Origin of the sequence: Streptococcus parasanguinis, from assembly GCF_023109675.1 — a bacterium.
Classification (GTDB): domain Bacteria; phylum Bacillota; class Bacilli; order Lactobacillales; family Streptococcaceae; genus Streptococcus; species Streptococcus parasanguinis_I.
Genome location: NZ_JALDUR010000013.1, coordinates 1 through 13,754 on the forward strand (window position 1 = coordinate 1; position 13,754 = coordinate 13,754).

General features: G+C 43.3%; 10 protein-coding genes and 1 pseudogene. 2 read left to right on the forward strand and 9 right to left on the reverse strand.

Annotated features, from left to right (window positions below):
• Nucleotides 1-1,408 precede the first annotated feature (1,408 nt).
• The 4 genes and pseudogenes from M1G14_RS10995 to M1G14_RS08710 all read right to left on the reverse strand — a co-directional run.
• Nucleotides 1,409-3,385 (reverse strand): annotated as a pseudogene (locus tag M1G14_RS10995) (pneumococcal-type histidine triad protein); the annotation flags it as partial.
• Between the two features lie 7 nt (nt 3,386-3,392).
• The gene (locus tag M1G14_RS08700) at nt 3,393-4,328 is read right to left on the reverse strand and encodes a metal ABC transporter solute-binding protein, Zn/Mn family (RefSeq protein ID WP_152903624.1); all 936 of its coding nucleotides are present in this window, start codon (nt 4,326-4,328) and stop codon (nt 3,393-3,395) included.
• A 354-nt stretch (nt 4,329-4,682) separates the two neighbouring features.
• Nucleotides 4,683-5,666: a Gfo/Idh/MocA family protein gene (locus M1G14_RS08705; protein WP_023917493.1), complete on the reverse strand. Its 984-nt coding sequence runs from the start codon at nt 5,664-5,666 to the stop codon at nt 4,683-4,685.
• A gap of 16 nt (nt 5,667-5,682) precedes the next feature.
• Entirely contained in the window at nt 5,683-6,945 is a 1,263-nt protein-coding gene (locus tag M1G14_RS08710) for a DUF6287 domain-containing protein (protein ID WP_049474243.1), read from the reverse strand.
• Between the two features lie 248 nt (nt 6,946-7,193).
• Here M1G14_RS08710 and M1G14_RS08715 point away from each other — a divergent pair, with 248 nt between their 5' ends.
• Together M1G14_RS08715 and M1G14_RS08720 are read left to right on the forward strand one after the other, a co-directional pair.
• Nucleotides 7,194-7,715, forward strand: a complete 522-nt coding sequence (locus M1G14_RS08715) for a DUF2975 domain-containing protein (RefSeq protein WP_049474242.1) — start codon at nt 7,194-7,196, stop codon at nt 7,713-7,715.
• 10 nt (nt 7,716-7,725) lie between these two features.
• Nucleotides 7,726-7,932 carry a helix-turn-helix domain-containing protein gene (locus M1G14_RS08720; RefSeq protein ID WP_003006064.1) on the forward strand — a complete coding sequence of 69 codons (207 nt, stop codon included), beginning with the start codon at nt 7,726-7,728 and terminating at the stop codon, nt 7,930-7,932.
• A gap of 327 nt (nt 7,933-8,259) precedes the next feature.
• Here the strand turns inward: M1G14_RS08720 and metG are convergent, their stop codons facing one another.
• From metG to M1G14_RS08745, 5 genes are all read right to left on the reverse strand, one after another.
• Nucleotides 8,260-10,251 carry a methionine--tRNA ligase gene (gene metG / locus M1G14_RS08725; RefSeq protein WP_049474241.1) on the reverse strand — a complete coding sequence of 664 codons (1,992 nt, stop codon included), beginning with the start codon at nt 10,249-10,251 and terminating at the stop codon, nt 8,260-8,262.
• Nucleotides 10,252-10,411: 160 nt separating this feature from the next.
• Nucleotides 10,412-11,104 (reverse strand): phosphoglycerate mutase, encoded by a 693-nt coding sequence (locus tag M1G14_RS08730; protein ID WP_003012031.1) that lies wholly within the window; start codon nt 11,102-11,104, stop codon nt 10,412-10,414.
• Between the two features lie 173 nt (nt 11,105-11,277).
• A complete protein-coding gene (locus tag M1G14_RS08735; RefSeq protein ID WP_049506960.1) occupies nt 11,278-11,805 on the reverse strand; it encodes a hypothetical protein in 528 nt (175 codons plus the stop codon).
• 8 nt (nt 11,806-11,813) lie between these two features.
• Nucleotides 11,814-12,647 (reverse strand): hypothetical protein, encoded by an 834-nt coding sequence (locus tag M1G14_RS08740; protein ID WP_049522603.1) that lies wholly within the window; start codon nt 12,645-12,647, stop codon nt 11,814-11,816.
• Nucleotides 12,586-13,623 (reverse strand): hypothetical protein, encoded by a 1,038-nt coding sequence (locus M1G14_RS08745; RefSeq protein ID WP_049474238.1) that lies wholly within the window; start codon nt 13,621-13,623, stop codon nt 12,586-12,588. The genes M1G14_RS08740 and M1G14_RS08745 overlap by 62 nt, the downstream gene beginning before the upstream one ends.
• Between the last annotated feature and the right edge of the window lie 131 nt (nt 13,624-13,754).

The window sequence follows — 13,754 nt, forward strand, 5'->3', positions numbered from 1 at the left end:
CCTACTCAACTGTGCGGAGGTGGGACGACGAAATCGAATTCTAACGAATTACCGATTTCTGTCCCACTCTCTTTTCTATTTTCTATTGGTTCTGAGGAGATGGAGCATCTGGTGTGCTTGCTTCTGTTACAGCTGTGCTTGCAGGCTCTGTTTCTGTCTCAGTTGTGGCAGGCTTGCTTCCTTCTGAAGCTGCTACTTCTTTTTCTACCGGAGTTTCTGTAGCGACAGGCGTTTCAGCTGTGGTAGCTGGTTTGCCCGCTTCGCTTGCAGATGGCGCAGCTGCCAATTCTGCCTGGAAGGCTTGGATGGCTTGTAGTAAGGCTGCTTTATCACTCTTTGGATTAGACAATTGGTCAAAGAGAGCTTCTAAGCGATCAAATACAGCATCACTAGCTCCCTTTTCCACCAATTGTTGGTGTAGGGCCATCAATTGGTTATAGAGCTGTTGATAAAGAGCGACATCCCCAATTTGAGGCTCTTCCGTTTGCTTTTGTTTTTGCTTTTCAATGCTATCACTGATTTCGCGTAGAAGTGCTTCCCCACTTGTAATAGCCTTGTTTGGATCAGATTCTTTTCCAAGTTGAGCCAAGCCTGTTTCAAAAGCCGTTCGTTTGCCTTGGTCTTCGACTTGTGGCAAGAGCGACTGGATTTGCTCTAAGAGAGCTGTCAAAATCTTGTTCTGTTGACGGGCTTCTGTTGCCTTATCCAACTCTCCATACAAGCCTTTGAGGAAATCATAAACCGCTACGTTGTAGGATGGGGTTTGACTTCCTTTTTGATCCAAAACTGTTTTTTCAATAGGATAGGTTTGGCCTTTTTCTTGGGAGAAGAGCTGGTCAATAGCTTGCTTAGTTTGGTAGAGCTCCATAAAGTGAGATTTGGAATCCCAAGCTTCTTCAAAGGCTTGAGCTCGGTAGAGCTTCAAGGCTAGATCTGCTGCCTTAGTGCGGAGTTCTGGTGTCAAGCGCGCATCGCTCAAGCTTTGGTAGAAATACTTGAGGTAATCGACCGATGTCACACCCGTCCGATCTTGCATCTCCTGAACAGCTTCTAATAGCTTCCCTTCCTGCTCTAGACGCTTGCTGTCCTTGGTAGCATAGGCTTCCTGCAGTTGAGAGACCAACTCTTCCTTCTTCAATTGGAAGGCTTCTGTGTCTAGCAAGCGCACTTGTTCCAGCAACTCTTGGTAACGACGATCCAAGGCTGTCTCTTCTTTTGGTTTGACCGCTTGGGTCGCATGAATGTACTGCGCATCAACCTGTTTGAGACTGGCTAGGTAGCCTTCCGTCGAGTTGCTTGGGAAACTCTTGACGTTTTCCAAGAAGTGGCCCAAGATGAGCTCAATCCGTCTTTGTTGCAATGGATCAGAAGCATAGAGGCTGCGGCTTTCTGCTAAGAGCTGGTTGACCTTGTCCTCTACGACTTTCTTGTCCAAGTCTCCTTTTTTGTAAGGAGATTGGATGGTTGGAAGACGGTGGGCTAAGTAGTCTGCTAGTCCTGCTGAGCGGACCTTGATGTAGTGGTTGTGATCGCCATGCGGGATGACAAACTGACCATTTTCAATCTGGAGGCTATAAGGAGAAATCCCCGAACGAAGCGCTGTTGCATAGAGTTCATTGATAAAGTCTAGTTCAGGATTGCCAGTTTCAAGTGGGATCCGGACATGTTCCTTCCGAACGGCATAAGGATGGATGTGGGTCGGATCGTATTCTTGGTCTGGATTGTTAAAGACAAAGAAACCATTGGAAATCTTAATGGCCTCACGAGGGACACCATAGGTCTTACTGATGTACTGGATCTTTTCCTCATCTGAGGCATCGCGAGAATAGGTCGCAACGTCATCTGTCAGGGGCTGACCCTTGTCCTCTTCTTTCTTACCAGCTAGAGTTGCCTCTGCTGCTGCAATCTCTTGAGGAGAGAGGTCCTTTTTATAGAAATAATGAGCGTGGTTGCCATGAGCGACCATGTAACCGTCCTCGTCCTTACTGATGACCATGTCTGCATGGAAACCATGATCGTGCTCCTCTTCGTGCTCGTGATCATGACTGTCCCCATGTTCATGCTCGTGACTATCCCCATGACTATCCCCATGTTCATGCTCGTGACTATCTCCATGTTCATGCTCGTGCTCATGGTCAATTGGTTTTGTACTTGGACTTGAAGGCCGGTTTGGACTTATTTCAGCAGGTGTAGTAGCACCTTGGGCCCGAAGCAGTTGGAATTGCCGCGCCAACTCACGCTCTAAAGGAGATAGGGAGCTGTATGGGATAAAGTGGAAATGATCCCCATGAGGGTAGACAATCCCTTGATCGGTCCACTTGGTAATCTTGCTTGGATCAAAGACAGAACCATCAGACTCCACATGACGAGAAGTCATAGGTGTTTTCTGCAATTCTTCGATCAAGTTGCTCAGGCTTGGACTCGGTTTGGAGGCAGTTGGTTTAGACGTCGTTGGGGTTGTCTGTGTATTAGTTGGACCGGCTGACAGCTGGTTGCTTGCTTGCTTCCCTATACTTGGAGAGGCTTGATCTGAAGTTCCTTGTCCTTGTTCTGTACTTGCTCTAGCTAGGCGTGAGTTCCCAGCCTGATGGCCGGCTTGACCACCTAAGACGGAGAGGGCTGCTGCTAACTCTCCAGCAGATAAGGCACTCTTTGGAATATAATGGAAATGGCCGCCATGGGGTACAATAAAGCCGTCCCCTGTATCTGAAATGACATCTCCAGGGCTAAAGACATAACCATCGTCCGTACGGTAGCCACCACCTGTATGGTTCTTAGCCGTCAGCATCTCAAGAGTCTTACCTTCTTTCAGCGCTTGACTAGGTTGACGGAAGTCACGGGTCTTGCCTGCCTTATGCGAGGAGCTCGCTTGCACCGATCCCGTCTCCCCTTCTTCTTTTGCGCCTCCCTTTTGTTGTTGGGCGATCTCTTCGATCGAGCGCACATTAACCGTATGTTGGGCATCCTTTAAGTAGAGATAGTATTTCCCAGCGCGTTTGATGATATAGCCATCCTTGACCTTGCTCACGATATCTGCTTCTTGCAGCTGATAAGTTGGATCCCGCAAAATCAACTCTTCACTAAAGATGGCATCAAATGGGACCTTGCCGCTGTAGTAATGAAAATGATCTCCATGAGAAGTGACAAAGCCTTCATCTGTAATCTTGATGACAATCTGCTCTGCCTGGGTCTTTTCCTTGGCATTGACCGCTTCGATGCTGTCTTCCTTTTTACTTGAGGCAGACGATGACGATTTCTTGTCCGCTTGCAAATACTGAATCTGATTCTTTTTCTCATCCTTGACTTGTGGTTGCTGACTGAGCGCATAGGCACAGAGTCCTAGCCCCAAGGTCGCTACAATTCCAATCGTTCCCTTTTTCTTCATTCTTGATTTACTCCTCTAATTCCTTGGCTAAAGTCGCCATATTTTCTTCTAAATTTTCTAATAGATCCTTATCGTTTTGTGGATCGGCTTCCAGTGGATCCAAGACCTTGACACGCGCCCCTGTTGCCTTAGCGATACTATCTGCCACCTTTGACGACGTGTGCTTTTCCACAAAGATCGTTTTCACCTTGTAGTCTTTGACAAACTGCTGGATCTCGGCCAATTGCCGAGCGGTCGGTTCTTGCTCTGGGGAAATCCCAGCAATCCCTAACTGCTTGAGACCAAAGCGTTTGGCCAGATAAGAAAAGGCCGTATGCTGGGTCACAAAAGTCTTTTGTTTGGCCTTGTCAAAGAGAGGCTGGTAGTGGGCTACCAGTTCCTCACAGCGCTTTTCAAGCTTTTGAGCATTGGCCTGATAGCGCTCCTTGTTCTTTGGATCGATCTCTCCCAAGCGCTGGGCAATGATCTTTCCTTCCTCTGCGATTTTTACAGGATCCAACCAAGTATGCGGATCATATAAATGCTTGGCTTCTTTTCCCTGACCAGCTTCGACATCCTCTAATCCAGCCACCTTATCAAGGGTCATTCCTTTGCTACCTTCGATCACTCGCAACTTGGAACCTTGAAGATTGGGATCTAAGCGACCGGCCCAAGATTCCAGGGTCTGAGAATGATAGACAAATACATCCGCATCATAAATCTGGGCCACTTCCTTGGTTGAGGGTTCATAATCATGGATCCCTGCACCTGACTGAACCATCCAGATGTCATTTTGATCGCCAGAGATTTCCTTGACCAGGGCATAGATAGGATAAAAACTCGTGACAATTTTAAGACCTTTTTTAGAAGGGGGCTTGCCTGCATTTCCTTGACTTCCACAAGCTGTCAGCAGAAAGAAACCGAGGAACAAGAGTCCCAGAACCTTCATTCTTCTCCTATTCATCCTTCACCTCTTTTTCATTTTCGTTAACTAGTTTATTAATCGGTTAATTAACTAGTTAATAATACTGCTAATCATTTGCTTTGTCAAGCCTTTTTTACATTTTTTTCCTTTTAATGTTAGAGACTAACCGTTTCCTAGACCACACGAGCCTTCCTTGCAGTAAAAAAAGAGAGTGGGACATAAATCGGTAATTCGTTAGAATTCGATTTCATCGTCCCACCTCCGCACAATTGAGTAGGGCTGTAAAAGCTGATGAAATAAGCGTAGTAGAGCCCACTCAACCACTGCGTCTTGCTCGACAATCCAAAAATAATTGAGAGGCTAGGACTTTTGTCCCAGCCTCTTTTCCGACTCCTATTCTTCTTCTGGGTAAACCAAGCCCCAGTCTTTGCGGAGTTGAGTCATGAGGTCCATGACATCACGGCTGTAGTTTAGGTAGAGATGATTTTCCCTTCCTGCGACTGCTGCTTCCATATCAAGGACTTCATACTGGAGGGCTTTAGCGGTTTCTCCTGCTTCGATCACTTCTTGTGATCCATCTTCCGTATAGGTGATGACCGCTTTTTGCCCACGCGGGTATTCGTAGAGTTCGATATAGCCCTTGTCATAAGCGATCGTCCCACGTTTCGGTTGTTTGGCGTGAAGACTCAGCGTCACCGTTGCCATTTCCCCTTCACGATTCGTAAGAAGGATCCCCGCTTGCTCATCGACACCAGTCGGTGCCAGCTTGACCTGTGAAACCATCTCTGTCGGCTGTGACGTCATAAACCAACGTACGAAAGACAGGGCATAGACACCGATGTCCAGTAGAGCTCCACCTGCCAGATTGCGATTGAAAAAGCGGTTGGTCATGTCGTATTCCTTATAGGAACCGAAGTTCATCTGGATAACCTTAAGGGGTCCCAGCTTGCCACTTGCTACAATTTCAGAGAGTTTCCGATAAATAGGCATATGGAAAATGGTCATGGCTTCTGCTAGTTTGACATGGTTTTCTTCAGCAAGCTTTATCGCTTCTGCCAATTCCTCACTGTTGAGGGTGATGGACTTTTCGCAGAGCACGTGCTTGCCAGCTGCGAGGGCCTTACGAAGATACTGGATATGAGTATTGTGAGGCGTTGAGATATAGATGATATCCACTTCAGGGTCTTCAAAGACTTCATCAATCTCTTTATAAACCTTTTCGATCCCGTATTTCTCAGCGAAGGCTACCCCCTTGTCATAGGTACGATTGGCAACGGAATAGAGTTTCCCACCAAGCGCTTCAAGGGCTTGCGCCAATTCATTGGCAATAACGCCTGTTCCAAGACTCGCCCACTTATAGTTGATGTGATAGCCCATGGTTTAATCTCCTTTTTTATTGACGGTAGAAATATTGATCAGCTGGGTAGTTACCTGCAGATTGAGTGAGCACCAGACGTGGCTTGCTGGTGTCAGACTGGTCTCCATCTGGATTTTGGAAGCCAATTTTCAGCAGTCCAATCGCCGCACCGGTCTCACCCATCTTTATTTCAACATAAGGGATCTTGCTCTTCTTATCTGAGTCCGCAACGGCCTTGAGGCTACCTTGGCCCTTGACTTTCCCATCTGCTTGGATGACGATCTCAGCCCCCTTGCCATTGCGCCAGGTTCCAGCTAAGCTTGAGAAGTCTCCTCCGTTAATAGCCGCAATATCCAAGTCTTTCTCTTTTTTCGGTTGTGGGTAAGCTTTCCACCACTCTAGATGGTAATCACGGTAGGCCACGTCACCAAAGAGAATCCGACGTTCTTGGGAAGCTACTCCGTCAGGACCTGTCACACCCGCTGGGATCAAGTACAAGGTTTGCTCCTGCCCTTGGATCGCAGTCGCATTTGCCCCTGTGAAATAAACTTCATAATAGCCTTTTCGCTTCTTGGGCTCTTTTTCTTTATTGAACAAGTAACTTGCCCGAGTGCCTCCACTCCAGAAAGTCCAGCCAGTCTCCCCATTTACAATACTTGGAAAGGCATTGGTCTTGTTTTGGTAGTATTCTTCTGGAGTATAGCCATAAAGTTTAAAACCGGAATCTGCGATTTCCTTTTCATAGGTATCATTGGAATAAGCACCTTCAAACGGTGAGAGATTGCCATCAAGGACGACATCATTTGGATCTGTCGATTTGAAAAAATCCTCCCGATTGGCAAAGACCATCTCGTGGTCGGGATTTTTGTCAGACATGGTGACCGTGATCAAAGGCTTCTTATCTGTCTTGTATTTAAAGACACGAACAGTGACTGTAAAGTCTGTATTGCCATCGGACTTTTTCATCTTGCCTGTCGAAACTTTATTAGACCCTTCGACCTTCCAATCCGTGCTAAATTCAGCAGATACCTTGCCGTCAGCTGTTTGGTAATCGATCTTCCAGGCCTTGCCTTTTTTCTCGATTTTGGCTTCATCCCGTTCATTAGAGACATAGTCACCACTCAAGTCAATGGCTTTTTCCTTTGGCTTGGTGACCTTCTTGCTAGTCTGGTTAAATTCCTTTTGATGGTCTGGTTGGATGTTGGAGCTAGAGTAGAGATAGACTCCACCGATCAGAACAACTGCTCCGACCAGCCCCAAAATCGGCCCCAGGTATTTTTTCTTCCACTTAAGATTCATTTTACTACCTCCATGGAATAAGATCTTTACACTAGTATACCCTAAATCGAAAGTATAGTAAAATTCCCCTCTATGTAGTGGTTTCCCCGGCTTAAACCAACTAGTTTTAGCAGAGAATACCTGTTTTTCAAAAACAACATTTTGTTTATCGTTATTTTTTTATCGTTTTTCGATACTTTTTTATTGACTAATTTTTTATAAGGAGTATACTATAAGTGAAAAATAAATAAACTTCAAGGAGGCTTGCGATGAAAAACTCAAAAACCTTAAAAAATGTCATTGAAGTCTTAACGGCTTTCATTTACTTCTGTGGCTTTATGACCGTGGCTGCATTGGTCATCCATCTGCTTTCCCGCATGGGCCTTTTCAAAGATCTCATTCAATCAGGTCGCTTGTCCTTTGATGCGAATGGCATCCAGCTCTTTCCCAAACATCCACAACCTCTCTGGCAGCTGCTCTTCCCACTAGCCTCAAGCGCTATCTATATTTACCTTCTCATCACCATTCGCAGCTTCCTCCAAAATCTCTACCAAGAAAAGATCTTTTCTCACTCTAACATTGATCTTTGCAACCGAGCTTGGAAGATTCTCTTGGTCTTGTCCTTTATGTCTGGCACACTTGAAACCAGTGGAAATGCTTATCTCCTTCCCTTCACTTTCCAATTTACCTTTAACACAGGGCTTCTCCTTGCCGTTCCAATCGTCTGGGTCTCTGGCAAGATTTTAGAGAGAGGTATTGAGATTGCTGAAGAAAATGAGCTAACCATTTAAGGAGGGTGCCATGATTATCGTCAATCTAGATGTCATGCTGGCCAAGCGGAAAATGAAATCCAATGAGCTAGCCGACAAAATCGGCATCACGACAGCTAACCTCTCCATTCTCAAGACCGGCAAGGCCAAAGCCATCCGCTTCACCACCCTTGAAGCCATCTGCAAAGAACTCGACTGCCAGCCCGGAGATATCCTAGAATACCGGCCAGATGAATAGGACAAGTATTTAAATATATAATGGGAGACCTTCCTTACCGACACAACAAAAGCACTCCCGCGGGAGTGCTTGAGAGCGTAGACAATTTGTTCTTCCTTACAAATCAAATTAATTTTATAAAAATCAAAAAATTTATTCGTTAGAATTATTCAATCATCTACTGAAACTTTCCGCCGTGAGAAAAGTGCTAGAAACAATTGTGTTTCTAGCACTCGGGAGTTTTGGAACCTTAGGTCCAAAACTAAGTCATGGAACTTCTTCGAAGTTCGCTGACGTCCGTACTCACCTAAGGAAAGTTTTTTAGATGATTTTTTCTTTCTCTATCATTTACCCAATGATGCTTCCATTTGGTACAGATGGATCAACAGTTAAGACTGTTAATTGATCTCCGTATTCTGCGGAAAGAATCATGCCTTGGCTGACATATTTCTTCATCATCTTACGTGGTTTGAGGTTGGCCACGATTTGGAGTTTCTTGCCGACCAATTCTTGTTCATTTGGATAGAATTTCGAGATACCAGAAAGGATTTGACGGTCTTCGCCATCTCCTGCATCTAAGCGGAAGCGAAGCAACTTGTCTGAGCCTTCGACACGTTCCACTTCTTTGACCTCTGCTACACGGATTTCAACCTTGTCAAAGTCTTCAAATTTAATCTCGTCTTTTTCAGACTTGAGTTCCACTTCTTCTGGAATCCATTCTTTTTCTTGTGGTTTTCCAGCAGTCATTTGAGATTGGATGTAGGCAATTTCTTCATCCATGTCGAGACGTGGGAAGATTGGAGTTCCTTTGGCAACCACTGTAACATTTTCTGGGAAGCCAGCTAGGGTCAAGTTTTCAAGATCGAAGTCCAAGCCCAAGCCAAGTTGTTCCATGATGGCATTTGAAGTGTTCATCATGAATGGTTGGATCAAATGAGCCACGACACGAAGACTAGCTGCCAAGTGAGCCATGACCGCTGCCAATTGTTCCTTGTCCCCATCTTCTTTAGCGAGGACCCAAGGAGCTGTCTCATCGATGTACTTGTTGGTCCGAGAGATGATGTTCCATACGGCTTCCAAAGCGCGTGGGTAATCAACCGCGTTCATTTGCTTGTGGTATTCAGCGATGTTTTCTTCAACTACCTTAGCCAAATCGGCATCAAATACTGTGACATTTTCGACATAAGCTGGAACTTGACCACCAAAGTATTTATTGATCATGGCTACCGTCCGGTTGAGGAGGTTTCCAAGGTCATTGGCCAATTCATAGTTGATGCGAGCCACGTAGTCTTCTGGTGTGAAGGTCCCATCTGAACCAACTGGCAAACTGCGCATGAGGTAGTAACGAAGTGGATCCAAGCCAAAGCGTTCCACCAACATTTCTGGGTAGATGACATTTCCTTTAGACTTAGACATCTTACCGTCTTTCATGACAAACCAACCATGGGCAATCAAACGTTCTGGCAATTTGATATCCAACATCATGAGAAGGATCGGCCAGTAGATCGAGTGGAAACGAAGGATGTCTTTTCCAACCATGTGGAAGACGGTTCCGTTCCAGAATTTGTCAAAGTTTTCATGATCTTCTTGACCATAACCAAGAGCTGTCACGTAGTTGAGAAGGGCATCAATCCATACATAGACCACGTGTTTTGGATTAGATGGAACTGGAACTCCCCAAGTAAAGGTTGTCCGAGATACCGCCAAATCTTCCAAACCTGGCTCGATGAAGTTTTTCAACATTTCATTGAGACGGCCGTCTGGCGTGATGAAATCAGGTTGGGATTTGAAAAATTCAACCAAACGGTCTTGGTATTTGCTGAGGCGAAGGAAGTAAGATTCTTCGGAGACCCATTCTACTTCGTGGCCTGATGGGGCTACCCCACCGATGACCTTGCCATTCTCATCACGGAATACTTCAGCCAATTGGCTTTCTGTAAAGAACTCTTCATCAGAGACTGAATACCAGCCAGAGTACTCACCCAGGTAGATGTCGTCTTGCGCAAGCAAGCGTTCAAAGACCTGAGCCACCACTTTTTCATGGTAATCGTCTGTCGTACGGATGAATTTATCGTATGAGATATCGAGTAATTGCCAGAGTTCTTTCACTCCAACGGCCATCCCATCTACATAAGCTTGCGGCGTAATCCCAGCTTCTTCTGCTTTTTGCTGGATCTTTTGACCGTGCTCATCAAGACCAGTCAGGTAGAAAACATCATAGTTCATCATACGTTTGTAACGTGCCAAGACGTCACAGGCGATTGTTGTATAAGCTGAACCAATATGCAATTTACCAGATGGGTAATAGATAGGGGTTGTGATGTAGAATGATTTTGTCATTTTCTTTTCCTTTCAGGGCTAATGGAACCCAATTTAGTAACACTCTATTATAACATTTTTAGGAGTCCCTGAAAACCCAAGACAAGCTAGGATCTAAGGAAGACAAGCAAAAAAGCTGACCGAAGTCAGCTTTTTTTTATGGATAACAAATTATGTTATCTTACTTACCAAGATAATATTCTTTTACAACGTTCAATTTTTCGTCAAATTCGAATACCAATGGTGGGAAGTTAGGGATTTCCACATCCATGATTTCGTCGTCTGACAATTGTTTGATGTGTTTTACAAGGGCACGGATTGAGTTACCATGTGCTCCTACGAATACGTTTTTACCGTCTTTAAGAGCTGGAGCGATTTTATCTTCCCAGAATGGAAGGGCACGTTCCAAAGTAACTTTCAAGTTTTCAGCATCTGGAATCACTGAATCGTCAAGTGAAGCATAACGACGGTCAGTGTGTGCTGAGTGTTCATCATCACGGTCCATTGCAGGAGGCAATACATCGTAAGAACGACGCCAAATGTGAACTTGTTCATCACCAAATTGTTCAGCAGCTTCTGCTTTGTTTTTACCAGTCAAACCACCGTAGTGACGTTCGTTCAAGCGCCATGATTTTTCAACTGGAACCCACAATTGGTCAGAAGCTTCAAGAGCCAAGTTAGTAGTTTTGATCGCACGTTTCAATACTGAAGTATAAGCTTGGTCAAATTCGATACCAGCTTCTTTGATCAATTTACCAGCGTCGATCGCTTGTTGTGTACCTTTTTCAGACAAATCAACATCAGCCCAACCAGTGAAAAGGTTAGCTTTGTTCCATTCAGACTCACCGTGGCGAGCAAAAACCAATTTTACCATTAGATGGATCTCCTTTTTATTCTCCGAGGTTTCCCTCGTTTATCTATTTTATTCTACTAGATTTTCAGTAAAAAATCTAGTGGCGACCATAGAAAAGTGCAATTTCTCACAAAAAAGAGCCTAACGGCTCTGGTTTGAAATTGAGGAATGTTTATTCTTATGTAGAAATAGGTTTATTCTGCCGATTGCTCCTTCTCTTCTGCTCTTTCATCTTCTAAAGGATGATTTCGTCTATAAACAATCCCACTAACATTCCACCACTCTCTGAGGATAAAAATCCAATAGAAGGCCTGACACAAGTAAAATCCCCATTCCAACCGTAGGAGGTCTATTTGAACAGTCATAGAAAACATGGTAAAGATTAAAATAATGCTACAGGCTACAAAAATTAACAGTGATTGAAGATGCGCCAGCAAAGGATAGCCTGTTTTATCTAGAAGATATTTTAAAAAAATAGCAAGTACTGGTAATACGAAAAGAATCACTAGTGAAATGGTGAAATAGGAATTAAGAAGACCTTCGAACTCTTTGGCATTGTAGAGAGAATGTTCACCTAGGAAAATCGTAAACCGTGCCGAATCATTCTCCCCTATTTTTTGATATATATAAAACGGTGACATCAATTGGGTCAAAACATAGACCGTAAATAAGCCAAGTTGACGCCATAACTGATGATTAAATTTTATTTTTCCTTTTACCATGTCTCCTTTCACCCCCTAACCTTTCCATTCCGAATTTCAACAGTCTCAGATACTTGTTTCCCATCATCGAACAGGCCATACCACCCATCTGGCAGAGACTTAATTACCAAGTAATCCTTCAAAACTGATTTAAAATCATACTCTGATTCTTTAAATCGACTTATATTTTCAGGGGAGATTATTTTAACATAGATGTCTCCTGATTCGATAAAACTACTATACGAGACATCATACCATCCCCCTAGAATTTTTAACTCAGAATTAGGAATGCTATTCTCATATTGCTTCATCAAACTGAAATAATTGTTACCTCGTTTCTTAACGGGGGATAAACTTATTTCAATCCAAGAGCCGCTAAAAGCACTATACTCGTTAATTTTTTTATCTAATTCTGCTTCAAGCTCGATTCGCTCAGTACTGAATTCAAACCCCTTCTCTATAATGGGCAAATAGGCTCTATCAAAATCATCATAGGTATTTTCTATTCCTAGGTTTTCAGCTAAATCAATCTTATTAGAATACGGCATCACCAAGTGTTTAAATCTGACTGATTTTTTCAGGGGAATTGAAATCTTTTTCCCTTCAACCGTTTCAGAATAGATAAAATTCACATCCGGACCAGCATTGGGCCGAGTCCAAGAGAAACCTGTAATCTGTATATCTCCTCGGAAACTTCTACTATCATAGAAACCTTTTAGGTTAGCGTCTAAATTTCTATAAAAATAGAATCCTAGAAACAGTAGGAAGCAGATAACCACTAGAAAGGCTTTTGACCGATCACTAATCGTCGTCTGGCCCTTCTTGAAATGTTTTTTCAAATTCACGTTCCAACTCTTCTTCAACTCTTTCCTCCTTTATAATCTTTTTAAATTCTTCAGCATTCCGAACGATTTCTTTCTGCCCACTCTTTGTATAAGGAGCGCTAATAGACCAACTGAAATGATCTGCATCAGGAAACAAACTCTTGATGACAGTTTTTTCCTCCTCCATAGTGAGGTTTTGTTTTAAAATCAAGAGATGGCGATATTTTTTTAGTAGGGTTAAGAGTTTACTATCCTTCACCTTCACACCATTGCGATCTAATCTCTCCGTAGAACTTGAGGAAGTTTCTACTTTTTCATCTTCATCATCATATTCATAATCTATCCAACATCCTCCTACATCTATTTTATTTCTATCAAGACTGTATTTTTTTGTCTCAAATTTGGGTGCAGGCAATATTTGATAAAATCCACTGTAACCATAATCAACAATCATTTTTGGATCTGTCTCTGCGATTTCTCCCTTGTTCAGATTCACAAATAGGAGATTATTTTTTGTAACATTGAAAGCTACATACTCATCTTTTCCATCTGTAAACATGCTACTTCGCATGTTTCCTTCAATCGAGTCGTAACCCATTTTTTGAACGAGTTTTAAAACATCAATGGTATGACCTTCTCCTTTCTCTTGACCCAATTCATAATATCGAATTCTAAAATATTCATTTGCGTCTTTTTTCTTATCTTCGCCACTGATTAGTTTAGAATCTTGAAGGGCTATATATTGGGATCCGATAGTATAATATGGGGCATTATTTTTATCTTCTTTCTTAAAACTATAAGCCAATATTGGAATTCCGGTGGCCTCTTCACTAATGATTCGATTTTCCAATAACCGTTGTCCTCTACCAACATAATCATAATTTCTATCACTCACAACATGTACTGCTTCTTTTAGGTAAAGGAAGCTCCAAATACCGCCAACCATTAGAACGGTCACGGCAACTAGGGAAAGAATATGCCATATTTTCCAAGAAAAATTCTCCAGCTTCTTCATCTCGTTCTCCTATTGTTTGATTTCAAAAGTATATTATATCATGATTTCTCCTATTTTTCCTTCACTATCCTAGTGTGGTTTTACCATACAAAAAAGAGCCTGACGGCTCTGGTTTGAAAATAGCTTGCTTC

Coding starts and splice junctions, on each gene's coding strand:
- M1G14_RS08700 (WP_152903624.1), bottom strand. CDS start 4,328: ATGAATAGGAGAAGAATGAAGGTTCTGGGACTCTTGTTCCTCGGTTTC.
- M1G14_RS08705 (WP_023917493.1), bottom strand. CDS start 5,666: ATGGGCTATCACATCAACTATAAGTGGGCGAGTCTTGGAACAGGCGTT.
- M1G14_RS08710 (WP_049474243.1), bottom strand. CDS start 6,945: ATGAATCTTAAGTGGAAGAAAAAATACCTGGGGCCGATTTTGGGGCTG.
- M1G14_RS08715 (WP_049474242.1), top strand. CDS start 7,194: ATGAAAAACTCAAAAACCTTAAAAAATGTCATTGAAGTCTTAACGGCT.
- M1G14_RS08720 (WP_003006064.1), top strand. CDS start 7,726: ATGATTATCGTCAATCTAGATGTCATGCTGGCCAAGCGGAAAATGAAA.
- metG (WP_049474241.1), bottom strand. CDS start 10,251: ATGACAAAATCATTCTACATCACAACCCCTATCTATTACCCATCTGGT.
- M1G14_RS08730 (WP_003012031.1), bottom strand. CDS start 11,104: ATGGTAAAATTGGTTTTTGCTCGCCACGGTGAGTCTGAATGGAACAAA.
- M1G14_RS08735 (WP_049506960.1), bottom strand. CDS start 11,805: ATGGTAAAAGGAAAAATAAAATTTAATCATCAGTTATGGCGTCAACTT.
- M1G14_RS08745 (WP_049474238.1), bottom strand. CDS start 13,623: ATGAAGAAGCTGGAGAATTTTTCTTGGAAAATATGGCATATTCTTTCC.